The organism is Brucella grignonensis (assembly GCF_002252505.1).
Lineage (GTDB): Bacteria > Pseudomonadota > Alphaproteobacteria > Rhizobiales > Rhizobiaceae > Brucella > Brucella grignonensis.
The window spans coordinates 600,345-623,419 of record NZ_NNRL01000163.1 but is presented as its reverse complement, the minus strand read 5'-3'; the positions used below and the strand labels follow the sequence as shown (position 1 = coordinate 623,419).

Here is a 23,075-nt window from a genome sequence, read left to right as displayed (position 1 = left end):
AAGGAATTTAAGATGATCGGCAAAAAGATATTGAGTGCACTGGCGGCGGTACTGATCAGCCTCCCCTTTCTGATTTCAAATCTTAATGCAGAAACCTTTGATCGCGTGGTAATCATTGCCGATACGCCCAAAATCACTCGTTGGGCCGTCATTCATCAAGAGCCCGATCCCAAGTACAACGATCCCTATTATCATTTGGAGGCGTTCGAGCATAAGAATGGTGCGCAGCCTTGGGTGTTCAAGCGGCTTGCACATCAGATGGTGATCACCAGCGAAGCGCTCGAGAAGAGCCGCAACAAGAAACGCGCCGGCACATATGCCTACAAGGATGTCGAGTTCTGGATCACATATAAAATGTGGCGCGATAATCCGGAAATCCGTGCGCAAACGCCCATTTGTGAAACGAGCATCAAAGACTGCCTTGAACGCGCCACAGACCAAAAATAAGCGACCAATATGATCAGGAAAATTCTTTTCGCCGTCGTTCTCATCGCTGTCGGCTTGTTTGGCTACACCAAGGTCATGGCGCGCATCGGTTCAGGCGAGCCGCCACAATCTCTCCCTGCAGAACAACAAGCAGACGCCATAAAGGTCTATAAAGGTGAGCGTCGGATGACGCTGCTTCGTGACGGTGTCGTGATCGGCACGTATCGAATTGCACTCGGCAGCAATGGCGATGGGGGACATAAGAGCCGCGAGGGCGACCAGAAAACGCCTGAGGGCGCATATATCATAGACTGGCGCAATCCGCGTTCAATGGCCCATTTGAGCCTACATGTTTCCTACCCGAATGTGGACGACCAGAATGCCGCCGATGCGAAAGGTTATTCGCCCGGCGGCAACATCATGATCCACGGCCTGCCAAACGGCTGGGGTCTACTTGCGCCCGTGCATCATCTCTGGGACTGGACGGATGGCTGTATCGGTGTAACCAATGCTCAAATGCGTGAAATCTGGTCGAAGGTGCCGAACGGCACCCCTATCGTTATCGAACCCTAATTCAGCTTCACAGCCCAGCGCTCGATGTCGGCACTTTGACCGATCAGTGCCAGACCATTAGCAATCGAATCAAACTGGTTCGAGCTTGTAACCATTGCATCCGGGAAACGCTTCTCAAAAGCCTCGCGGATGGCAGGCACGAAGGATGTGCCGCCCGTCAGGAAGACACGATCGATACCCGCAAAAGTAAGCCCGGCATTCTCCACAGCCTGTTCTACCGATTGCTCGATATTCGCCACGTCATCGGCAATCCAGTTGTCAAAATCATTGCGAGTGATATCGGACCTGATCTCGAAATCATCCGCTTTGAAATGAAGCTCAGATATTCTTTCCGATGACAGACGCACTTTGAGATTTGAAACGGCACGATAAATTTCATAGCCGTAGTCGTTCTCGATCAGGTTGATGAAATGCTCGAGAGGTTCAGGATCGACAGCATTCTTCGCAAGATCGGTGAGTGCGCGAATGGTTGAAGGCGAGTTCATGAGGAACAGCGTGTTCCACCGTGCGAAGTTCGCATAATAATGACGCGGTATCGGCAGACGTTTGCCGAAAGATTTATATTCGCCATTTTTACCCAGAAGCGGGGAAACCGCATTGTCGATAATGCGATAATCGAATGTGTCGCCTGCAATGCCAAGACCAGTCTGGCTCAACGGTGTGAAGCTTAGCCCCTGCGCGCCCACTTCAAATCGTACAATCGAAAAATCGCTCGTACCGCCGCCAAAATCGGCCACAAGAACAGTCGATTCGGCCTTCAGCTCCTGTGCGTAGAAATATGCCGCCGCCACAGGCTCATAGACATAGTGGATGTCCGTAAAGCCAAAAGCGCGAAATGCCTTTTCATAACGCTGCATGGCCAGCTCCTCGTCCGGCGAAGCCCCGGCAAAAATAACCGGGCGACCGATAACAACACGATTGCCCTTCGGGGGCAAACGATCACCAAGGCGGGCTGCAACTGACTCCAGAAAAGTCTCGAGAATGTCCTCAAACTTGAAGCGCTTGCCGTAAACCGGCGTGTCGGTAAAGGATTTTTGGGCCGCAAACGTCTTGAAGGATTGCAACATACGGGTTGAGTGCGGCGCATTGACGAACGCGTCCATGGCCCATGGACCACTTTCCGACGTGCGTTCGCCGGTTTCGCGATCCTGCCAGAAGCAAAGGATCGAGCGATAGCCAGTAATGTCGACCCCATCTTTCGGCACGCTGAGCACTGCTGTCGTACCATCAGGTGACGCCAGAGACAGAACCGTATTGGTGGTGCCAAAGTCGATGCCCAAGGTCACACCATTAAATTGGCGCTTGCTCTGGCCTTGCTCAGCCTTCGTCATAATCTGCCTCTGAAGTTGCGGAAATTGCTGGGGGAATTTTGAGAGGCAGGCCATTTACCAGCCGAAATGGTTTAGCTCAACCCGCCAAAGGGAAAATAAGCAAGACATATTGCCCGATAATATATCAGAGGACGCTTATTCTCTAATTCCCGCAGAGCCCTAGTTTCTAGCTATCGACACCACAAGTCGACCAGCAACAGGGAACAATCTCATGAGCACAAAGCCAACTATCGTACTCGCGCATGGTTTTTGGGGAGGAGCGGCCCATTGGAGCAAAGTCATCCTCGCGCTTTCCAGAATGGGATACGACAAGGTCAGAGCTGTCGAAATGCCGCTAACCTCGCTCGCAGAAGATGCGGAACGTTTGCGCAAGATGACAGCGCAGCAGGAAGGTCCGGTGCTTCTGGTCGGCCATTCCTATGGCGGTGCGGTCATCACTCAGGCAGGTGATCTGCCGAATGTGGTGGGGTTGGTTTACATTGCTGCCTTTGCACCGGATGCAGGCGAAAGCCCCGGCGGTATCAGTCAGGAACATCCGCCTGCGGCATTCCCCAATCTGGCGCCTGACAGCGATGGATATCTCTGGATCAAATACGATAAATTTCACGAAAGCTTCTGCCAGGATCTGAGCGCCGACGAAGCTCTGGTCATGGCAATCACGCAGAAAGCGCCCATCGCCAATACATTTGGCGACACGATCACCGCACCCGCATGGAAGAAAAAACCGGTCTGGTATCAGATATCGAGCCAGGACCATATGATCGCGCCCGAAAACCAGAAGCGAATGGCCGAACGCATGAAGCCGCGCAAGACCATCACACTGGATGCAAGCCATGCCTCGCTTGCCTCAAGACCCGACGAGGTCGCCGGATTGATCGCCGAAGCTGCAAACAGCAGCTCGTAAAAATCGAAAAGCAAAAAGCCCGGATTGTTCCGGGCTTTTCTCTGTGTGGCGTTTATTTCTTTTTCTTCGCGCGTTTCTCAATCCGCGCTCAATGGTGCTTACCGCAACTCAACGCCTCTTTCGGTCCGGCGTTCTTTCAAAATTTCAATCCGCCGCTCAGCCAATTTGACTGCGAGCATGCCACACGATCCAGCGTAAAAGTGCTTAATCATAAAAATCAGATCATTTGACACCCAATTATACAACTGTGCATGGTCAGCATCGTATAGCGCTTTTATCGCAGGAGAAAAATATTTCGTAAATTTAGGATTCTCTAAATCCATGTTCCATTGATGTGCCGTTGCATTCCGAATTGACCTAATTCGGTCACAAATCATCAGCTCATCACGTGAGATGAGACCTAAGACAAAGCAGCATTTTGATCTTCCGGAAAAGGTCCCTAATGAACTGTGAGCATCCTCCCAAATTAAATTCCGAGAACTTGAATGATCCACCAAAAATGCTTCTAAAAGTCTTCCAAGTAATTCTTCAATCATAGAAGCCCAAACAAGAACGATTCCTCGGGGAGTTCCTTGAGCATTTTCAGTATTAGCCTGAAGTAAGAATTTCTCGATTTCAGGCCAACCATATATTAGAAAAGGAATCTCGCCTTCTGCGTCCACCGTTGTAGGTACAATTCGAGTTGGATCAGGCTGATAATTCTCAACTGTACCAAAGTCTCCTCTGATACATCGATCATAAATTTCCTGTCCATGTGCCTCAACGTCACGTGGACTCGCAGTAAAAGGCACTTCGACCTTCAAATGTTCAAATTTAACGATGCAATCGATGAGATTTTTATCATTGTTTGCCCAACGAGGCTCGCGAACGGACGTATACTTAAACACAATTCCTCACCGGTAATTCTTTACAATCATTTACCTCATATCAAAAAGCCCGGATTGCTCCGGGCTTTTCTCTATCTCTTTTTCTTCGCGCGGCCTGCGAACGGATTGTCCGAAGTACGCAATGAAAGCCTTATCGGCACGCCCGGCATATCGAAGGTTTCGCGCAGGCCGTTGATAAGATAGCGCACATAGGATTGCGGCATCGCATCAGGACGCGAGCAGGAAACCACAAAGCCCGGCGGCCGAGTTTTGATCTGCGTCATGTACTTGACCTTGAGACGACGTCCCGAAACTGCCGGTGGCGGCTGATGCGCAATAACGCCTTCAAGCCAGCGGTTCAGGCGACCTGTCGAGATACGACGGTTCCAGATTTCATGCGTCTTGACGACGTTTTCCATGAGCTTATCCAGCCCCTGGCCACGCTCGCCGGAAATCGGTACAGCGCGAAGGCCACGCACCTGTGGCAGAAGCCGTGCGGTCTTCTCGTAGAGATCTTCGAGAACCAACTGGCGATCTTCGATCAGATCCCATTTGTTGAACGCGATAACCGGTGCACGGCCTTCGCGAATGATCAGATCGGCAATCTGCAAATCCTGCTTTTCAAACGGGATCGTTGCATCAAGCACGATGATTACAACCTCAGCAAAGCGAATCGCACGCAGACCATCGGCAACAGAAAGCTTTTCGAGCTTTTCCTGCACGCGCGACTTGCGGCGCAGACCGGCCGTATCGAACAGCTTGATCTTGCGGCCACGCCACTCCCAGTCAACAGAAATCGAGTCGCGCGTGATACCGGCTTCAGGTCCCGTCAGGAGACGGTCCTCACCGAGCATCGTATTGATCATGGTGGACTTGCCTGCATTCGGGCGTCCAACAATGGCAATGCGCAACGGCTTGGTTGCATCGTATTCCGGTATGATTTCTTCATCCGGGTCTTCGATATCATCGCCGATCAGTTCACCGACTGCCTTTGGTGTGAAGACTTCATCGGCTGCTTCTTCTGCGCGCTCATCAGCAAAGACACGTTCTTCGCCTAAGAGTTCAACAATCGCATCGCGCAGGTCGGGCATACCCTGACCATGCTCAGCAGAGATCGGGCAAGGCTCACCCAAACCAAGCTGGAAAGCATCATAAAGACCCGACTGCGCACCGCGTGCTTCCGATTTGTTTGCCACCAGAACAACCGGACGGTTTGAACGGCGAACAAGTTCGGCAAAGGTTGCATCGGTCGGCGTGATGCCAGCCTTGGCATCGATCACGAACAGGATCGCATCCGCTTCCTGAATGGCAGCCTCAGTCTGCGCGCGCATACGCGCTTCCAGACTGTCATTGGCAGCTTCTTCAAGACCAGCCGTGTCGATAACCTGAAACTTCAGATCGTAGAGCTTTGCATCATGGATGCGCCGGTCGCGCGTAACGCCCGGCAAGTCATCGACCAGCGCCAGCTTGCGGCCGACGAGGCGATTAAACAGTGTGGACTTGCCGACATTGGGACGCCCGACGATGGCGAGAGTGAAACCCATAGGTTCGTATTACTCCGAAGATAGGCGCGGATTAGCCTTGGGCTTCTGGCACAGTGATGCCAGCGCCGCGCATGAGATCTAGCATTGTGTTGGCGCGCTGGCGGATATTCGCCGGCGCCAGATTGTCATTGGCAATCTGCTGATAGAGCTTGGCAGCATCGTCGAAACGCTCTGCCTTCCATGCAGCAAGACCCAGCGCTTCGCGAGCGCCGGAACGCATTGGATTGCCATCTGCCGAAAGCGTTTCAACGCGCTTTGCGACATCATCATAAGAACCAGAATCAACGAGCAGATAAGCCGCACGCAGACGAGCGACATCCCGCATTGGCGCAGGCACAGCATTATCGGCAGAAACAGCGTCAAAGGCTGCAACAGCTGCCGTCACATCACCCTTTTCTGCCTGAACGGAGGCTGCACGCAAACGCGCCAGAACCGGATAAGAGCCGTAACCGGTCTTTTCCAGATCATCGAGCGCAGCAATAGCTTCATCGTTCTTGCCCGACGAGGCCAGATCGAGTGCTGCCAGGAACTTGTCACCGGAAGCGGAGGCTTTGCTGTCAGTCCAATGCTGATAGCCAACCCAGGCGGCCGTACCGATAACAACTGCAACCGCACTGCCGATCAAGATGGGGCCGAAGTTTTTCCAAACCTGCTTTGCCCGTTCCGAACGGAGTTCCTCGTTTACCTCGCGAATGAAACTGTCGTCTGCCATGGACCTGCCATCTTTAGTGGAGTGCGACGCTTGTGGAGCCGCGCTCTAAAACTCGTTGATATTAATTTATCTATTCCGGCGCTTTTAGTCGGATTTCGCGCCATATGTAAGACCTGTCAGCGAAATAAGCTGCAAGTGGACTGAATTTGACGCTTGAGACCCGACTGACGCAAATGCCGCTTCAAATGTCAAACTCGAAAAATCCGCTTGTTTCATATAGTTGCTGGTGGTCTTTTTGATTCCGACATTTGCACTGTACCGGTTATCAAGGGATACAAATGTCGGAATCAGACCGCTAGAGCAAGAAACAATGTGCATTTGCGTCGGAGCTTTGCCATATTTTGTGACTAACAGGCAATTTTTCCAGCCAGATTGCGTTCATTCCCCCATGCGCCTCATCACTCCCGCCACCATCATTGCTGCAGCACTTGCTGCAAGTCCCGTCGTGGCTCAGACGACGAAGCCACAATATGTACTGATCTCGTTTGACGGTGCGCATGACAACAAACTTTGGACGCGTTCGCGGGAGCTGGCGAAAAATAACAATGCCCATTTCACCTATTTTCTGTCCTGCGTCTTTCTGATGGAAAAGAAAGACCGCCGTGATTATCAGCCCCCGCGCAAGCGTGCGGGTGCATCCAATGTCGGCTTTGCACTGAGTCATGATGAAGTCGCGGCACGTCTTGGCAATATCTGGCAGGCACATCTGGAAGGCAACGAGATCGCAAGCCACGGCTGCGGTCATTTTGATGGCACCAGCTGGTCAACCGCAGACTGGGACAAGGAAATCAAGGAATTCCGTCGTATCACGGCAGACGCCTACAAAAATAATGGCATCGAAGGCGAACCGGAAGGCTGGCAAGATCTGGCCCGCAAGGGCATCAACGGCTTCCGCGCGCCTTATCTCGCAGCATCCAAGCCCGTGCAGGATGCGTTGAAAGCCAACGGCTTCCGCTATCAGGCATCGTCCATCACACGTGGACCGGAACTGCCACAGATAAATGGCCAGTTCGCATCCTTTGGCCTGCCGCTTATTCCTGAAGGGCCATCCCAGCGCGCTATCGTCGGCATGGACTATAATCTCTATGTCCGCCACTCGAAGGGCAAGGAGCTACCGGCCCAATCAGCGGAGTTTGAGGAACGCACCTACAAGGCGTTTCGCGCTGCTTTCGACAAGCAATATGCCGGTGAGCGCATCCCGCTACAGCTCGGCTTTCATTTTGTACTGATGAATGACGGCGCCTATTGGCGCGCTATGGAACGCCTGGTATCGGAAATTTGCAACAAGCCGGACGTTAAGTGCACAACATATAATGATTATCTCAACGGCACCGGCGCACACTCCGATGGTCTGGGCGGCAGTGCCGCTCAGAGCAGAGCACAGGCTTTATGACATGAGGCCCAGATTTTCCTGATCCAGTACAGGCGCCGACGGTCCATCAATAGCTGCCTCAAAACCACGCAAGCGCTTGTAGATTGAAAGCAGCTCAATAATCGTCGTCCATGAGTTGACGAGATATTGGAACGAGGTCCGCACCTGCTCGAAAACATTGGAAATCTGGCTCATCAAACCAAGCGTCAGCTTACCCGCGACAATAGAGGGAATGAGGATCAGGAGCGGAAAGATATTATCCGCCTGCAGATAGAAAATACGTGCGACGTTGAAATAGACATAGTGGAAATAGAGCCGGAAATAATTGTGGCGAACATTGGTGAAAAGCTCGCGCATGGTGACAGGTTCTGCGCGATCGGCATGATCCTCGCCATAAACCAGCTCCTTACGATAGGCGGCTTCCACCCGCTGATTGTTGAATTCCAGACCCGGTAACTTTATACCAACAAGCGCCAGAAAACCTGTCCCGAATAGAGCCCAGACAATCGCGGCCCAGACCAGCGCGTGCGGAATCACACCAATTATTGGAAGTTCGCTGACTATTTCGGAGAAGGAGAATAATACCGGCAAAAAGGCAATCAATGTCATAACCGATTTTACAAGGCTGACACCCAGCTGCTCAAGCGTGGTGGAAAAGCGCATTGTGTCTTCCTGTACACGTTGCGCCGCACCTTCGATATGGCGCAATTTCTGCCAATGCAGCATGTAATAATCGTTCATGGCTGTACGCCAGCGAAAAATATAATGACTGACGAAGAACATGCTCAAGACGCCGATGGTAATGGCCAAAAAGGCAATCCCGGCAAAATCCAGTGCGCCCCAGTAAAAATCAGCAGCGGATACAGCACCCGGCGTACTCAACCCCTTCTGCACCATGTCGTAGAATGGGCCATACCAGGCATTGATCGCGACGCTGACCTGAACACTGAAATAGGTCGTAAACAGGATGAGAGCCGAACCAAGGATCGACCAGCGCTGCCATGGATGCGGGGAGAAGCAAGCCCAAAGAGCGTAAAACGCCAGCGCCACCACTGCGAAATAGATATAGAACCATAGGAACGGCGCAGACCAGAAGATGCTCGCGCCAATGATGGGGGCCGCATCGGGCGCAGCAGATGGGAAGCCGACCATACCACCCAGTTTCGCGCCGCCTTCATACCAGCCAAGAACAGCGAGAATGGTCCAGAGAAGTGCAGACGAAAAGAAGAGTTTGGGACGCGGGAAGAACGATACGAACATGGAAACAGATCCAACACAAGCAATGTTGACAGTATGAAATGCTTGTCCTGTATCCTTTACCAGTTAAATTTTTGTAAGGCTTCCCGTCACTTGGCGACCTTGCCAGCCGCAAGACCTATGGCAGCCGTGCCCAGCAATGCAAAAGCGGCAATCAGACTTGGCAGGGTAAACGAGCCGGAATATTGCGCCATAAAGCCGGCAACCAATGGCCCTGCAATCTGGCCAATGCTGAAGCAGACCGTCATGCGACCAAGTGCCCGCTTCGGCGAATGGGGTGCGAGAACACGCGCAGCCTGAAGGCCGAAGGCGGTTAGCGCCATGAAAGTCAAACCCAACAATGCACCGCCAATCAGAGGGCCAAAAGGTGCGGGCAGAACCACACTTGCGGCAACGCCAATCGCTTCCAATACGGCAGTCAGAGCAAAAGCAGAAAACAGTCCGAATTTTCTGATCGCAGGCGACCACAGCCAGATTGAAGGTGCAGCACACAATCCGGTTATGATCCAGACTGCCGCTTCCATCAGTGGCCCGCCCTCATTGGAGCGCACGATAGCAATGATGAATGTCGCCGTAATCACATAACCAAAGCCAAAAATGCCATAAGCCAGTGCAATTGCATTGAACGCGAAACTGTTTGGCAAAGCCGGTTCACGCTTGCCATTCGCGCCACCGACCGGGCCTTCCTTCACGAGATAGGCCACAAGAGCGGCCAAGACTACGCTCAGAACAGCCGCGCCCACCCAGTCTGCTTTCCAGCCAAGGCCGGAAAGCCGAATGGCAGCCACCATTACTGCGGAAATTGCAATACCCGCACCTACGCCACCGAAATGCAGTGCACCGAGCCCTGCCCGCTCCGCTGCCGTGATATGGCTCAACACGATTGCGGTTGCGAGAATCATGGTGACGGCACTGATGAAACCTGCTGCAAACCGGATGATTGAGAACAGCCACACGCCATCGACCAGTGCCATGAGCGCACAAAGCACCGCACTGATGATCAGCCCCGCAAGCACGCTCATGCGCTCAATACCGGCAGACCAGCCATAGCCACCAACAACAGCCCCGAGCAGATAACCGACATAATTGGCCGATGCGATGAAACCGGCATCCGCTGCATCGAAACCCACATCCGCCATCATGCCTGGCAGGATTGGCGTATAAATGAAGCGACCGATCCCCATTACCACGATCATGGCGAGGAAGCCGCCAAAGGCATAACGGAGTGCAATCTGGTGCGGGTATGTCTGGGAGAATATCTTGTTCATGGAGGGGAAAATACGCTTCACGCGAAGGCATACAATTGAATTTTTCTGATGGGATCAATCACTCGAATTCAGTTCAGCTCTTCAGCATCACCGGCATCAAATGCAGAAATCACACAGATGGGCTATCGGTATATGGCTTTGGCGGGCGCACCGGCACACTGTCAGGCTGGGCCGAATGCAGGAAATGCAGCAGTGTTTCATTCACCGATTGCAGACGGAAAGCCGTATCGCGCCAACTGAAATCGATATCCTGCGGCACAGCTGTCAAACGCTCCGGCACTTCCCCTTCATCCAGATTGCAATTGTAGATTACCGATTGCAACGACTGTGCAATCCATTCTGGCGGTGGGGCTTCCTTCTTGCGCAATGCATTGCCGAGCGCTTCGCCAAACAACAGTGCCGATGCATAAAGACGAATGCCACGACGATCATAGCGACCTGCCATTTCGCTGACCTCACGCGCGACAAGGCGCCCGCGGAGCGACCAGCGCGCATTGGATCGTGCCAAAGCAATCCCATCGCCCAGCGCATTGACTGCACGTTGTGCCTGCGTGAACTGATTTATGGCACTTTGTGCATGAACAACGTCTTGCTTTTCAAGCGCGACCGCTGACTGTTTCAGGCCTTTTAGAATATTATCGACCAGCCCCCGCACAGCTCTGTCGATAAGCCTCACCGGATCAGGTGTCACCAATATCTGGCTGAACAAAAGCCCGACGCCTGCGCCCACCAACACATCGATGAGGCGCGTCATACCAGCGACCTGTGGCCCCATAGCCAGAACCAGAATGGCGGAAACGCCGGATTGAATGGCGATTGCAGGTGCCAAGCCGAAAGTCGTTGCAAGCACCATGGCTATACAGGTGACAACACTCATATGCAGAACCGGAATTGTCTCCGGTAGAAGTAACGATAATTCCCCTATCACAACACCCGTTGTGACGCCGGTCATGACACCGACCGCCTGCTTGCCATGGTTGGGGAGATTGGGTGCCAAGCAGATAACTGCTGTCACCATTGCAAAGACAGGCCGTGGCTGGCCGAGCATCCACTGACAAACCAGCCACGCGACCGCACCGGCAACAGAGGCAATCAGCGCATCCCGCCAACTGACCGACCATTGCTGGAAAACCTTGTCTATCCGCTTATGCATGGTTTGGCCTGCCCGCTATCGTCATGTGAAGACATACTATCTAAGGCAAACCTAGAGATGCTCAAGCTTTGAAAAACGCCTCGTATTGATCTGGTTTGAAACCGACGGTTAGCTTTCCGTCCTTATCGAGTACTGGGCGTTTGACCATGGAAGGCTGCGCAAGCATCAGCGCGCGCGCCTTCGCAGCATCGATATTCTGACGTTCATCTTCAGGCAGCTTGCGAAAAGTTGTGCCCGCACGATTGAGCAGCTTTTCCCACTCAATGTCTTTCAGAAGCCGATCAAGTGTCGCGGCATCGAGGCCTTCCTTCTTGTAGTCGTGGAAGGCGTATTCGATGCCATGATCTTCAAGCCAGGTGCGTGCCTTCTTCATGGTGTCACAGTTTTTGATACCGTAGATGGTCACGCTCATTTCCGACTCCTTTGATCTCGTGTCGCGATCAAAATCTATCAACCGAAACGTTGCAACCCTTTATCGTGCATCGTGAAATATAATGCCCAGCGTATGACGCTTACCTGAGCGCAAGCGGCTGACTCCATGGCGCATCTTGACGCGATAATCGCCACGCGTGCCACGCATCGGTCGATCATTGACCGCAAAAACAACCGCATCTCCCTGTTGCAGGGACACGACCTCGGCCCTGCTCTGCATACGCGGACGCTGTTCCGTTAGTACAAACTCACCGCCGGTAAAATCCTCGCCCGGCTGAGACAGCAGGACTGCCACCTGAAGCGGGAAAGCGAGATCGCCGTAAAGATCCTGATGCAGGCAATTATAGTCACCTTCGACATATTGCAGGATCAGTGGTGTCGGACGTGTCTGCCCTACCGCATGGCAGATTGCGAGATATTCATCATGGCTTATCGGATATTCCACTCCACTTCCCAGACGTTCGCTCCAGCGAGTGGCGATGGGACTTAGCCGTGCATATAGCGCCTTGCGGGATGCGCTGATGATCTCAGGCAACGGATTGGCAAAATATTTGTACTCACCGCGCCCAAAACCATGCCTTGCCATCGTGATTGTCGAGCGAAACGCATCAGAAGCGTCATAAAGACCGACAATCTCGTTGCATTGCTCTTTAGAGAAGAGTTGCCCTAACGTTGCGGTGCCGAACTGGTCCAGTTCATCGGTGACTTTTTGCCAGTCGTAAGAGGCCAGCTTCTCCTTCATGACTGGCGCTCTCTTTCGAGCAAATCACGCTTGCGTTCAACACCCCAGCGATAACCGGACAGGCCGCCATCATTGCGCACCACGCGATGGCAGGGAACCGCAACTGCAATCTTGTTGGCGCCACAGGCTTGTGCCACCGCACGCGTTGATTTGGGCAGACCGATCGTTTGGGCAAGTTCGCTATAGCTTACTGTTTTGCCAAGCGGAATCTCGCGCAAGGCCTGCCACACGCGCTGCTGAAAAGCTGTGCCTCTCAAATCAAGCGGCAGATCGAACCCAATGCCGGGATTTTCGACAAAGCCGATGACCTGCGCGATGTGATCCTCGAAATCGCGGTCCGCTCCCACAAGCTGCGCTTTCGGAAAGCGCTTTTCCAGATCGGCAATCAGCTCCTGTGGATCGTCGCCCATCAGAATGGCACAGACCCCCTTCCCGCTTTCGGCTACCAAAACAGCACCGAGGGCGGATTGTCCGATGGCAAAGCGGATGGTTTCGTTTTCACCGCCGGACTTGTAGGCCTTCGGCTTCATGCCGAGGATTTTGTCCGAAGCCTCATAGAAACGGCTGGAGGAATTATAACCTGCCTCGTAGATCGCGTCCGTTACGCGACTGTCATTGGCTTTGAGGGCTGCGCGCATTCTTCCTGCACGATGTGCATCGGCATAGGCCTTCGGCGTCAGACCAGTAAAGCTTTTAAAGATGCGATGGAAATGTGCTGGGCTGGCTCCGGCAACGCGTGCCATCTCTTCGAGTGCCGGAACTTCATCGGCATTTTCGATGAAGCGGCAGGCGGCGGAAACCATATCCGCATAACGCGCAGTATTTTGTGTCTCCAGCGTTGCATCGACATGCGGCTTGCACCGCATGCAAGGGCGAAAGCCAGCGTGCTCCGCATCGTTGCAAGTGATAAAAAACTGAACATTTTCGCGTTTACCACGCCGCGATGGGCATGACGGGCGGCAATAAACGCCCGTTGTGCGTACAGCGTAAACGAATTCGCCATCTGATGCCTTGTCGCGCGCCAGCACTTGTCTCCAGCGGCCTTCATCAGTGTCATTGCTGCTTGTTGGCATGAGTGTCATCAGGTTCATGTCCGTTGTCCTTCTTACTATGAAGGAAATCTAACCTCAGACAAGACCGACAACACTCCGCTGCTTGCTTTCAAATTTTTGAAACGTTTTTTAGGCCTTGCGCGCTTCCTTGATAGCGTCGATCAGGCTCTGCTCATTCATCACGCCACCATAAAGTTTCGTGCCGATAACAAACGATGGCGTGCCGCCAAAATTGAAGGCTTCGCCCTGTTCCATGTTGCGTGCGAGTATACCGTTGATCCGAGCAGCATCGGCTTTGTAAGCAGCTTCAAGCTTTTTCGGATCAAGACCAGCTTTCTTAAGTGCTGCATCCGTCTGGTCCTTGGTCAGACGACCGGGCGTCAACATCATGGCTTCCATCGCCTTGACGTAATTTCCAGATTTCTCTGCTGCCAGCACCAGTCGCGCCGGATAGGCAGAATTGTCACCAAAGATAATCCAGTCTTTCAACACCAGCCGCACCTTGCCGTCATTTTCGACAACGCGCATCAGTTCAGCGTGGCCCTTTTTGCAATAAGGGCACTGATAGTCGAAATATTCAACGATAGTGACATCGCCATTGGGATTACCGAGAACCGGGATTTCCTTGTCATAAAGAACATCGGCAACGGTCGGCACACGCTGAGCGAAGCTCTCGCCGCCAGAAATGGCTATTGTTGCGGCACCGGCTGCAGTTGCTGCCAGCATCTGACGACGATTGATCATTAGCTTTCTCCTCCAGAAGATTGGGCCCTTGATTGGGATTTATCCAGAACGACGACACGGCTTCCACTGGAAACACGCTTGTGAAGGTCGAGAATGTCCTGGTTGAAAAGACGGATGCAGCCTGACGATGCGGCTTTGCCGACCGACCATGGCTCATTGGTGCCGTGGATGCGATAGAGCGTATCTTTGCCATCACGATAGAGATAGAGGGCCCGCGCGCCGAGCGGATTGCGGATGCCACCTTCCAGCCCCTTGGCATATTTCGCATAGTGATCAGGATTGCGCTTGATCATGTTCTGCGTCGGCGTCCAACGCGGCCACTGCGCTTTGTAGGCAACCTTTGCTTCACCACTAAAAGTCATACCTGCACGACCAACGCCCACGGAGTAGCGCATGGCCTTATCGCCGGGCTGCACAAGATAAAGGTAGCGTGCATAGGGATCGACAACGATGGTTCCGACCGGATGGCTGGTCTTGTAGCTGACCTGCTTACGCAGATTACGTTCGGCGATTTTGCTCAGATCAAGGGCTGCAATGTGATTACCGCCATCGGTAACCGCACCATACATCACTTCATATTCGCTCTTTGCCGTCTGAACTTCCGGTTCCGGCAATGACTGAGCGACCGGTGCAACAGCCACTGGCTGTGGTGCAACAACGGCCGATTCTGGCATGGTCACTGCAATCGGTTTGTCCGATGATGTGGTCGTGCAAGCTGCAATGGCCAGCGGCAGAAGGCTGACCAATATCAGTCGCGCCAAGGACACGCTTGCATTTCCTCTTTGATACTGTGTCGTCAATTTCCCCAACCCCAATGTCCCCATGCCATGTTCAATTTAGAGCGCATTTCGATCTGATAAAATCAGATCGGCGCTCTAACCTTTCGTTTTGACGCGCGTCTTGTTCCGAAAACCGGTTTCCACTTTTCGGGACGCGCTCTCATAAGCCTTGTTTCTGACCGGCCTTTAGAAGCCCGACAGAACGTTCAATAGTTGCCGACGATACATCGCCGACCAATCTTGTCCCTTCAGGCTCTTTGCTGGCATTGTTGAAGAAAATCATGGTTGGCGGACCTGCTACTTTAAGCTTTGCCATGAGATCGGCATTGCCCGCATTAAGGTCCGAGACATCCGCCTTGATAAGCTGATATCCGCCAAGCGCTTTCTTCACGCCTGCATCCGGCAGGACGCGCCGCTCCACAGTAGAGCAGCTGACGCACCAATCTGCCGTGAAATAGACCAGCGTCGGCTTGTCGCCGTGCGCCGCATCCAGCTTTTCCTGAAGGGCAGAAACCGTATCGACCGGCGCGAATCGCAGCTCGGCCAAATTATGGTTAACGTCACGATTAACCAATGCCGCCAGCGGTTGCAATGGATCACGGCCACCCGACGCCACGCCGAGCATCAAAATGACGCCATAGACAAAGGCCGTCGTGCCGATGGTGCGGGCGACAACACTGCTCCCCGGTATCTTGAGAAAGGCAAAGCTCGCAACGCCAAACAGCAGCAAGGCCCAAAGCACCATATCCACGCCCGAAGGCAACAAAGGTGCGGCCATAAAAATAGCGGTTGCCAGAAAGCCAAAGCCAAAGACCTGCTTGAACATTTCCATCCAGGCTCCGGCACGTGGGAGTGTGCCTGCACCGAGCGTTGCGAAAGCAATCAGCGGCAGACCCTTGCCAATACCAAGTGCGAACAAGGCGCTGGCTCCGAGAGTAACATTGGCGGTTTGTGCGATATAAAGCAGTGCGCCAGCCAGAGGTGCCGTAACACAAGGGCCGACGATCAGCACCGATGAAAAGCCGAGAACTGCGGCGGAGCGTTTTGAACCGGTACGCTGCCCGGTTCTCGCTGAAACTGCGCTCACCCAAGAGGATGGCAGCTGTATTTGGAAAAGGCCAAACATCGACAGGGCAAGCAACGTGAATATTCCGGCAAGCGCCAGCGCCATCCATTTGGATTGCAGCACCATTTGCAGGTTCTGGCCTGACCAGCCTGCAATAGCGCCGATGACTGCAAAGCCTAGCGCCAGGCTGACGACGTAAGTACTGGACAGAACGAAGCCGCGCTTTGCAGTGAGTTTTTCACCTTCTCGCGCCAGAGTTCCAGCGACAATCGGATAGATCGGAAACACACAAGGGGTGAAAGCCAGCAGTACGCCGAAAGCAAGAAATGCCGCAATCACCAGTGCTGCCCCCCCCTGATCAAGGAGGTTTTCAATCATGCCTTTTTCAGGAGCGAGTGCGAAAGCTTTGCCTTGGTCATTCGGAGTTGACGCGGCCGTAAATGGAGAGCCTTGCGAAAAAGCCTTACCCATCTGACTGCTGACTGCGAGCGTCACCGGATCAATGGTACGGGTTTCAGGGCGATAGCAGATTCCATCTTCCTGACACCCTTGATAGGTCAGCTGAATCGGCTCGCTACCCACCGGAACACTGGCGCTTGTGCGGGTATAATAGACTTCGAGGCGTCCGAAATTCGGGTCATCTTTTGCAATGCCAGGCTGCGTATCGACGACGAGTGCTTCGCCTTTTGCATCTTTTGCTTCGATATGATCGCGATAGAGATAGTAGCCGTCGGAAATCTGCCAGTTCAGCAGGAGCCGGTTGTCGCCATCCTTCGCTACACTTAAACCAAAAGCATCATCGACCGGCAGCGGGCTTGCAGCCAGCACAGGTGAAAGAGCAAACATGAGAAAAGCGGCGAGTATCGCGAAAAGGCGCATTCGGGTTATTCCGGGTAATTTGATTCGTGCAAAATAGTTTAGGTTGTAAAAAGCAAATGCTGTCGTCACCTTAAGACAGCCTTAAGCTGACAAAGCGAAAAGCTGCCTACAGACAAAACCGGGCGAAAACAGGAAGACACATGCGCATTCTGGTGGTTGAAGACGATGCAATCCTGCTCGACGGGCTTTCCGTGGGTCTGGGATTGGCCGGCTTTACCGTCGACGCTGTTGCAAGCTGTGGTGATGCAGAAGCAGCCCTTGCTGCCCAGAATTACAATGCGGTCGTGCTCGACCTGATGCTTCCAGACGGCTCAGGTCTGGACATATTGAAATCAATGCGGCAGGCACGGGATGAAACACCGGTCCTCTTGCTGACCGCACGCGATCAGGTGCCCGAACGCATTGCAGGTCTTGATGCGGGGGCTGACGACTATGTCGGCAAACCTTTCGATCTTCATGAACTTGCGGCGCGTGTTCGAGCCATCGCACGGCGCGGCTCAGGTCGCGCCAGTGCTACACTTGAATGGCAAGGCGTAGAACTTGATCCGGCTGAAATGTCGGTACAGTTCAAGGGCGAGCCGCTTCGCCTGACACGTCGTGAATTTTCGATATTGCGTACTTTGATGGAACGCCCGACAGCGACGGTTTCCAAGTCATCGCTCGAAGAAGCGCTTTATGGCTGGCAGGAAGAAGTCGAAAGCAACGCAGTCGAAGTGCATATCCATCACCTGCGCTCCAAGCTTGGTTCAGGCTTTATCGAGACTGTGCGCGGTGTCGGTTACAGGCTCGCGGGAGCCCAGGCATGAACTCCATTCGCAGTCGCCTGACCGGTATATTGATCGGCATCACCTGTCTTGTCTGGCTGTTCGCCGTTATCTGGATTCATGTGAGCACCCAATCGCGACTTGAAAAAGTGCTGGATGCGCGCCTCATGGAAGCCGCCCGCATGGTCAATTCGCTTTTGATTGAGCGGCGCGTTGAGGTTAATCCCGATGGCGACGGCGGACAGCTTTCACTCAAGCCGATGGATGATTTTCCCCACTATGACCGCCAGCTTTTCTGCCAGATCTGGGCAATCGACGGGAGGCTTGTTGGGCGGTCTGAAAGCGCTCCGGGCGAACGCCTGACCGATGTGGCCAATGGCTTTTCAGATACAGTTGTCGCTGGCGACCGCTGGCGGGTGTTTGCGGTTGAAAATACAAAGCTCGGACTGCGTGTCATGGTGGGCGATAGCCTTTCAGTGCGTGAGCGGCTTGTGCAAAACGTGGTGACAGGCGTCGTACTACCGGCACTGCTTCTGCTGCCGATCCTTGCTAGTATGATCTGGCTATGCGTGCGGCGTGGCCTCAACCCATTGAGCAATCTTGCTGCAATCTTATCCAAACGGGATGCAAGAGACTTACGACCGCTCCGAGAAGAGAAACTTCCATCCGAAATTGCCCCAGCGGTTTCGGCACTCAATGGGCTTTTCCATCGGGTGGAAGAAGCGCGGGAACGCGAACGTAATTTCGCAATCTTTGCCGCACATGAACTGAAAACCCCGCTTGCAGGTCTCAAGACGCAGGCACAGATTGCAGAGAGTGCAAAAGACGACACCATGCGCATCAATGCCGTTCGTCAGATTGCAGCTGGCGTGGATCGCACCAGCCGTCTGGTCAACCAGTTGCTTGATCTGGCAGCGCTTGAAACAGGCGACGAAATGGAGCCACCCGCGCCCGAACCCGCTTGCCAGCTGCTCGTCTCGATCTCGACAGATATGCGGATGCTTGCAGCGCATCGTGGCGTGAAGATCGAGCTACCTGAAAACCTGCCGCTCGTTACGATGCAATATCCGCATCTCTTTACGCTCGCCATGCGCAATCTGATCGAGAACGCCGTCAACCACTCGCCAGAAGGCGGTTCGGTACGGTGCAGCCTCCAACAGGATGGCGAGCATCTCATCTTTACTGTTGAGGACGACGGTCCCGGCATACCGGCAGAGGAAATGGTCCACGTGACCGAGCGCTTCTATCGCGGTGCAAACAGAAGCGAGAACGGCAGCGGTCTTGGCCTTCCGATCGTACAGATGGCAGCAACACGTATGGGCGGTGAAGTGCAATTGCATAACCGTGCAGAAGGTGGCTTGCGCGCCCTTCTCGTTATTCCAACACAAGCCGCGACATAGTGATCAGTATTCATGGTGAATGTACCCATTTCGATAAGGATAGGGATAACCATGCCCATTTCTACATTCCCGAACAGGAACGAATACTCGATATTGCACCCGATGATATCGGCGTTGGCGAACCGCCTGCCCCCCCCGTTGGCAACAAGATCAGCAAAGTGTATATTTTAATCCATCGGGTCAAGGTATCGGATAGGCTCTGACTTCCTCAAAACTCCCAATTCGTCGCATGTCCGATTAGCGCTCTTTGATTTAGATCAATGACACGGCATTCTAGGATGCCGATAGAGGGATATCGTTATAGTTGTCTTTTTGGACGGCTTCTGACTTGCGCTGCGAGGGGATTAGATGAACTACGCCGCTGGAACAGTCCTTTCTGGCCTGGGAGCACTTTTTGCCGTGCTTCTGGCCGGATTTTCTCATGATGAGTTGTTCAGAACCCATATGTGGATTCTGTTCGCTACACTCGCCATCTTCACCATTTTGCTGATGCGTAACGCCGATTATGGCCTGACGCCAAAGAAGGTTGACCAGTCCACTTATATGGACGGACCGATCCGCTATGGTGTCATCGCAACAGTATTCTGGGGCGTTGTCGGCTTTCTGGTCGGCGTTGTTATCGCAGCCCAGCTCGCCTTTCCGGATCTCAATCTGGAACCTTACCTGAACTTTGGCCGCCTGCGTCCGCTGCACACCTCAGCGGTTGTTTTTGCGTTTGGCGGAAATATCCTGATCGCGTCATCGTTCTATGTCGTGCAGCGCACCTGCCGCGCCCGCCTCATCGGCGGCGATCTCGCATGGTTCGTGTTCTGGGGCTATCAGCTCTTCATCGTGATGGCCGCGACCGGCTATCTGCTCGGCATCACGCAGAGCCGTGAATATGCAGAACCGGAATGGTATGTCGACATCTGGCTCACCATCGTCTGGGTCGCCTATCTGGTCGTCTTCCTCGGCACGATCCTGAAACGCAAGGAGCCGCATATCTATGTGGCAAACTGGTTCTACCTGTCCTTCATCATTACCATCGCCATGTTGCACATCATCAACAATCTGGCGATTCCGGTCTCCTTCCTCGGGGTGAAGAGCTATTCGGCCTTCGCAGGCGTACAGGATGCCGTAACGCAGTGGTGGTATGGCCATAACGCGGTCGCGTTCTTCCTGACCGTGCCATTCCTTGCGATGATGTATTACTTCGTGCCCAAGCAGGCAGAACGCCCGGTTTACTCCTACCGTCTGTCGATCGTGCACTTCTGGTCGATCATTTTCCTCTATATCTGGGCTGGTCCACACCATCTGCATTATACCGCTGTTCCCGATTGGGCGCAGACGCTTGGCATGGTGTTCTCGATCATGCTGTGGATGCCTTCATGGGGTGGCATGATCAACGGTCTGATGACGCTTTCGGGCGCATGGGACAAGGTTCGTACCGATCCGATCATCCGTCTGATGGTTGCAGCTATCGCCTTCTACGGCATGGCAACCTTCGAAGGTCCGATGCTATCGATCAAGGCAGTCAACTCGCTGTCCCACTACACAGACTGGACCATTGGTCACGTCCATGCTGGTGCACTGGGCTGGAACGGCATGATCACCTTTGCTGCGGTCTATTACCTCACACCAAAGCTGTGGAACCGCGAACGCCTCTATTCGATCCGCATGGTCAACTGGCATTTCTGGCTCGCAACACTCGGCATCGTGCTCTATGCCGCCGCCATGTGGGTTGCCGGCATTCAGCAGGGCCTGATGTGGCGCGAATACGACGATCAGGGCTTCCTCGTCTATTCTTTCGCGGAAACCGTGCTCGCAATGTTCCCTTACTACGTCATCCGTACAGCAGGCGGTGTGCTTTACCTCACAGGTGGACTGGTGATGGCATGGAACGTCTACCAGACCATTCGCGGCGACTTGCGCAAAGAAGCCCCAATGGGCGGTGCCCGGCCTGCTGCTGGCGTCACAATGCAGCCTGCCGAATAAGGAGTGTGATTTATGTCTATTCTGAAAAAACACTCCAAGCTGGAGAGAAACGCAACACTGCTGCTGATCGCCTCGCTCGCTGTGGTTACGGTCGGTGGTATCGTTGAAATCGCCCCGCTGTTCTATCTCGAAAACACCATCGAGAAGGTGGAAGGGATGCGTCCCTATTCACCGCTGGAACTGGCGGGCCGTGACATCTACGTGCGTGAAGGCTGCTATCTCTGCCACAGCCAGATGATCCGTCCGTTCCGTGACGAAGTGGAACGCTATGGACATTACAGTCTGGCGGCGGAATCCATGTACGATCATTCGTTCCAGTGGGGTTCCAAGCGTACAGGTCCAGACCTTGCGCGCGTCGGTGGACGTTACTCCAACGAATGGCATGTGCAGCACCTCATCCGTCCGCGTGACGTGGTGCCGGAATCGGTCATGCCGAGCTACGCCTTCCTGAAGGATCGCCCGCTCGATGCCAACAACATCGCAGCCAACCTGAAGGCCAATGTGGCCGTCGGCGTTCCTTACACGCAGGAAATGGTCGACAACGCGCTTGCTGATCTGAAGGCGCAGGCCGATCCAAACGCCGATGCATCCAGCGTCCAAGCCCGTTATCCGAAGGCACGGGTTGGCGATTTTGACGGTAACCCGCAGGTCGTTTCGGAGATGGACGCGCTGATCGCCTATCTTCAGATGCTCGGCACCCTCGTTGACTTCTCGACCTACGATCAGTCCCCCAAAGCGAGATAAAGCGGAGATTTAGCGATGGATTATAATACCCTACGCACTTTCGCCGATAGCTGGGGCCTGCTCGCCATGGCGCTCTTCTTTGTCTTTGTCATTCTCTTTGCCTTCCGCCCCGGAAGCAAAATGAAAGCCGATGAAGCGAAGGAAATTCCATTCAAGGACGACAAAAATGACTGACAAACAGATAGATGAAGTCAGTGGTGTAGAGACCACGGGCCACGAATGGGATGGCATTCGGGAACTCGACAATCCTATGCCACGCTGGTGGCTCTGGACTTTCTACGCGACCATCGTTTGGGCACTTGCTTATGTCATTGCCTATCCTGCATGGCCGCTGATCTCCAATTCAACGGCAGGCCTGATCGGTTGGTCGAGCCGCGGCGATTTCTGGAAAGAAAATGCCGAGATTACTGCCAGTCGTCAGGGCATTATCGACCAGATCAAAGCCAAGGATGTGCATGAGATTCTGGCCGACGAAAACTTGCGCCAATATGCGATTGCCGGTGGCGCCGCTGCCTTCCGTGTCAATTGCGTGCAGTGCCACGGCTCTGGCGCACAGGGCGCACTCGGCTATCCAAACCTTAATGATGATGACTGGCTGTGGGGTGGTTCGGTCGACGACATCCTGACGACCATTCGCCATGGGGTGCGTTCACCTGATGACAGTGAAACGCGCGTTTCGGAAATGCCCGGTTTTGCCGATGTTCTCGAACCCGCGCAGGTTCGCGATGTTGCCGCCTATGTGGTCAGCCTTTCCGGCACGCCACATGATCCGGCCATGGTTCCAGAAGGCCAGAAGGTTTTTGCTGAAAATTGTGCCGTTTGCCACGGCGCAGATGCAAAAGGCTTGCGTGAGTTTGGTGCGCCAAATCTCACCGATGCCATCTGGTTCTATGGCTCTGGTGAAGACGCCATTGCGCGTCAGGTCGCACGTCCAAAACACGGCGTAATGCCTGCTTGGGAAACTCGCCTCGGCGATGCGACCGTCAAGCAGCTTGCAATTTTCGTCCACTCGCTCGGCGGTGGTGAATAACGACTACTGGCCCCTTTCCGGGGCCAGTTAAAATAAAGGGCAGCTCCAGTTGAACGGCAAATC

The 23,075-nt window shown here is 53.7% G+C and carries 23 protein-coding genes; 10 read left to right on the top strand and 13 right to left on the bottom strand.

The features are described 5' to 3' along the window. Nucleotides 1-12 precede the first annotated feature (12 nt). Both CEV33_RS16765 and CEV33_RS16760 read left to right on the top strand, forming a co-directional pair. Nucleotides 13-447: a DUF5086 family protein gene (locus CEV33_RS16765; protein ID WP_094541758.1), complete on the top strand. Its 435-nt coding sequence runs from the start codon at nucleotides 13-15 to the stop codon at nucleotides 445-447. 9 nt (nucleotides 448-456) lie between these two features. Further along, complete coding sequence (locus CEV33_RS16760; RefSeq protein WP_094541524.1) at nucleotides 457-999, top strand: L,D-transpeptidase family protein; 543 nt, start codon at nucleotides 457-459, stop codon at nucleotides 997-999. Here the strand turns inward: CEV33_RS16760 and CEV33_RS16755 are convergent. Further along, nucleotides 996-2,330, bottom strand: a complete 1,335-nt coding sequence (locus tag CEV33_RS16755; protein WP_094541522.1) for an Hsp70 family protein — start codon at nucleotides 2,328-2,330, stop codon at nucleotides 996-998. The two genes, CEV33_RS16760 and CEV33_RS16755, sit on opposite strands and share 4 nt — an antisense overlap. 211 nt (nucleotides 2,331-2,541) lie before the next feature. Between CEV33_RS16755 and CEV33_RS16750 the strand changes: the two genes are divergently transcribed. After that, a complete protein-coding gene (locus CEV33_RS16750) occupies nucleotides 2,542-3,234 on the top strand; it encodes an alpha/beta hydrolase (protein ID WP_094541521.1) in 693 nt (230 codons plus the stop codon). Between the two features lie 98 nt (nucleotides 3,235-3,332). Here the strand turns inward: CEV33_RS16750 and CEV33_RS16745 are convergent, their stop codons facing one another. The 3 genes from CEV33_RS16745 to CEV33_RS16735 form a co-directional block, all read right to left on the bottom strand. Next, complete coding sequence (locus CEV33_RS16745) at nucleotides 3,333-4,121, bottom strand: hypothetical protein (protein ID WP_094541520.1); 789 nt, start codon at nucleotides 4,119-4,121, stop codon at nucleotides 3,333-3,335. A 71-nt stretch (nucleotides 4,122-4,192) separates the two neighbouring features. Then, complete coding sequence (gene der, locus CEV33_RS16740; RefSeq protein ID WP_094541519.1) at nucleotides 4,193-5,644, bottom strand: ribosome biogenesis GTPase Der; 1,452 nt, start codon at nucleotides 5,642-5,644, stop codon at nucleotides 4,193-4,195. 31 nt (nucleotides 5,645-5,675) lie between these two features. Continuing rightward, the gene (locus CEV33_RS16735) at nucleotides 5,676-6,356 is read right to left on the bottom strand and encodes a tetratricopeptide repeat protein (RefSeq protein ID WP_094541518.1); all 681 of its coding nucleotides are present in this window, start codon (nucleotides 6,354-6,356) and stop codon (nucleotides 5,676-5,678) included. A gap of 388 nt (nucleotides 6,357-6,744) precedes the next feature. On the opposite strand from CEV33_RS16735, the gene CEV33_RS16730 reads away from it, so the two are divergent. After that, nucleotides 6,745-7,749: a polysaccharide deacetylase family protein gene (locus CEV33_RS16730; RefSeq protein ID WP_094541517.1), complete on the top strand. Its 1,005-nt coding sequence runs from the start codon at nucleotides 6,745-6,747 to the stop codon at nucleotides 7,747-7,749. Here CEV33_RS16730 and sbmA read toward each other — a convergent pair. The 9 genes from sbmA to dsbD form a co-directional block, all read right to left on the bottom strand. After that, nucleotides 7,744-8,988 carry a peptide antibiotic transporter SbmA gene (gene sbmA, locus CEV33_RS16725; RefSeq protein WP_094541516.1) on the bottom strand — a complete coding sequence of 415 codons (1,245 nt, stop codon included), beginning with the start codon at nucleotides 8,986-8,988 and terminating at the stop codon, nucleotides 7,744-7,746. The genes CEV33_RS16730 and sbmA overlap by 6 nt on opposite strands. Before the next feature lie 86 nt (nucleotides 8,989-9,074). After that, nucleotides 9,075-10,253: a YbfB/YjiJ family MFS transporter gene (locus CEV33_RS16720; RefSeq protein WP_094541515.1), complete on the bottom strand. Its 1,179-nt coding sequence runs from the start codon at nucleotides 10,251-10,253 to the stop codon at nucleotides 9,075-9,077. A gap of 109 nt (nucleotides 10,254-10,362) precedes the next feature. Then, the gene (locus CEV33_RS16715) at nucleotides 10,363-11,406 is read right to left on the bottom strand and encodes an FUSC family protein (RefSeq protein WP_094541514.1); all 1,044 of its coding nucleotides are present in this window, start codon (nucleotides 11,404-11,406) and stop codon (nucleotides 10,363-10,365) included. Nucleotides 11,407-11,467: 61 nt separating this feature from the next. Continuing rightward, nucleotides 11,468-11,818: an ArsC family reductase gene (locus tag CEV33_RS16710; RefSeq protein WP_094541513.1), complete on the bottom strand. Its 351-nt coding sequence runs from the start codon at nucleotides 11,816-11,818 to the stop codon at nucleotides 11,468-11,470. 60 nt (nucleotides 11,819-11,878) lie between these two features. Continuing rightward, entirely contained in the window at nucleotides 11,879-12,580 is a 702-nt protein-coding gene (locus CEV33_RS16705; protein ID WP_094541512.1) for a 2OG-Fe(II) oxygenase, read from the bottom strand. Next, nucleotides 12,577-13,662 carry a bifunctional DNA-binding transcriptional regulator/O6-methylguanine-DNA methyltransferase Ada gene (ada, locus tag CEV33_RS16700; RefSeq protein WP_374816604.1) on the bottom strand — a complete coding sequence of 362 codons (1,086 nt, stop codon included), beginning with the start codon at nucleotides 13,660-13,662 and terminating at the stop codon, nucleotides 12,577-12,579. Before ada ends, CEV33_RS16705 begins: the two co-directional genes overlap by 4 nt. Before the next feature lie 99 nt (nucleotides 13,663-13,761). Then, nucleotides 13,762-14,376, bottom strand: a complete 615-nt coding sequence (locus CEV33_RS16695) for a DsbA family protein (protein WP_094541510.1) — start codon at nucleotides 14,374-14,376, stop codon at nucleotides 13,762-13,764. Then, nucleotides 14,376-15,200 carry a L,D-transpeptidase gene (locus tag CEV33_RS16690; RefSeq protein WP_094541509.1) on the bottom strand — a complete coding sequence of 275 codons (825 nt, stop codon included), beginning with the start codon at nucleotides 15,198-15,200 and terminating at the stop codon, nucleotides 14,376-14,378. The genes CEV33_RS16695 and CEV33_RS16690 overlap by 1 nt, the downstream gene beginning before the upstream one ends. A 115-nt stretch (nucleotides 15,201-15,315) precedes the next feature. Continuing rightward, nucleotides 15,316-17,100: a protein-disulfide reductase DsbD gene (dsbD, locus tag CEV33_RS16685; RefSeq protein ID WP_094541508.1), complete on the bottom strand. Its 1,785-nt coding sequence runs from the start codon at nucleotides 17,098-17,100 to the stop codon at nucleotides 15,316-15,318. Between the two features lie 140 nt (nucleotides 17,101-17,240). On the opposite strand from dsbD, the gene CEV33_RS16680 reads away from it, so the two are divergent. From CEV33_RS16680 to ccoP, 6 genes are all read left to right on the top strand, one after another. After that, a complete protein-coding gene (locus CEV33_RS16680) occupies nucleotides 17,241-17,906 on the top strand; it encodes a response regulator (RefSeq protein ID WP_094541507.1) in 666 nt (221 codons plus the stop codon). Continuing rightward, entirely contained in the window at nucleotides 17,903-19,264 is a 1,362-nt protein-coding gene (locus tag CEV33_RS16675; RefSeq protein ID WP_094541506.1) for an ATP-binding protein, read from the top strand. The genes CEV33_RS16680 and CEV33_RS16675 overlap by 4 nt, the downstream gene beginning before the upstream one ends. Before the next feature lie 348 nt (nucleotides 19,265-19,612). Further along, a complete protein-coding gene (gene ccoN / locus CEV33_RS16670) occupies nucleotides 19,613-21,238 on the top strand; it encodes a cytochrome-c oxidase, cbb3-type subunit I (RefSeq protein WP_094541505.1) in 1,626 nt (541 codons plus the stop codon). Between the two features lie 12 nt (nucleotides 21,239-21,250). Further along, the gene (gene ccoO, locus CEV33_RS16665; protein WP_094541504.1) at nucleotides 21,251-21,982 is read left to right on the top strand and encodes a cytochrome-c oxidase, cbb3-type subunit II; all 732 of its coding nucleotides are present in this window, start codon (nucleotides 21,251-21,253) and stop codon (nucleotides 21,980-21,982) included. 15 nt (nucleotides 21,983-21,997) lie between these two features. Beyond that, on the top strand, nucleotides 21,998-22,156 hold the full coding sequence (locus tag CEV33_RS16660; protein WP_094541503.1) for a cbb3-type cytochrome c oxidase subunit 3: 159 nt from the start codon (nucleotides 21,998-22,000) through the stop codon (nucleotides 22,154-22,156). Next, nucleotides 22,149-23,012: a cytochrome-c oxidase, cbb3-type subunit III gene (gene ccoP / locus CEV33_RS16655; protein ID WP_094541502.1), complete on the top strand. Its 864-nt coding sequence runs from the start codon at nucleotides 22,149-22,151 to the stop codon at nucleotides 23,010-23,012. The genes CEV33_RS16660 and ccoP overlap by 8 nt, the downstream gene beginning before the upstream one ends. Nucleotides 23,013-23,075: the final 63 nt, after the last annotated feature.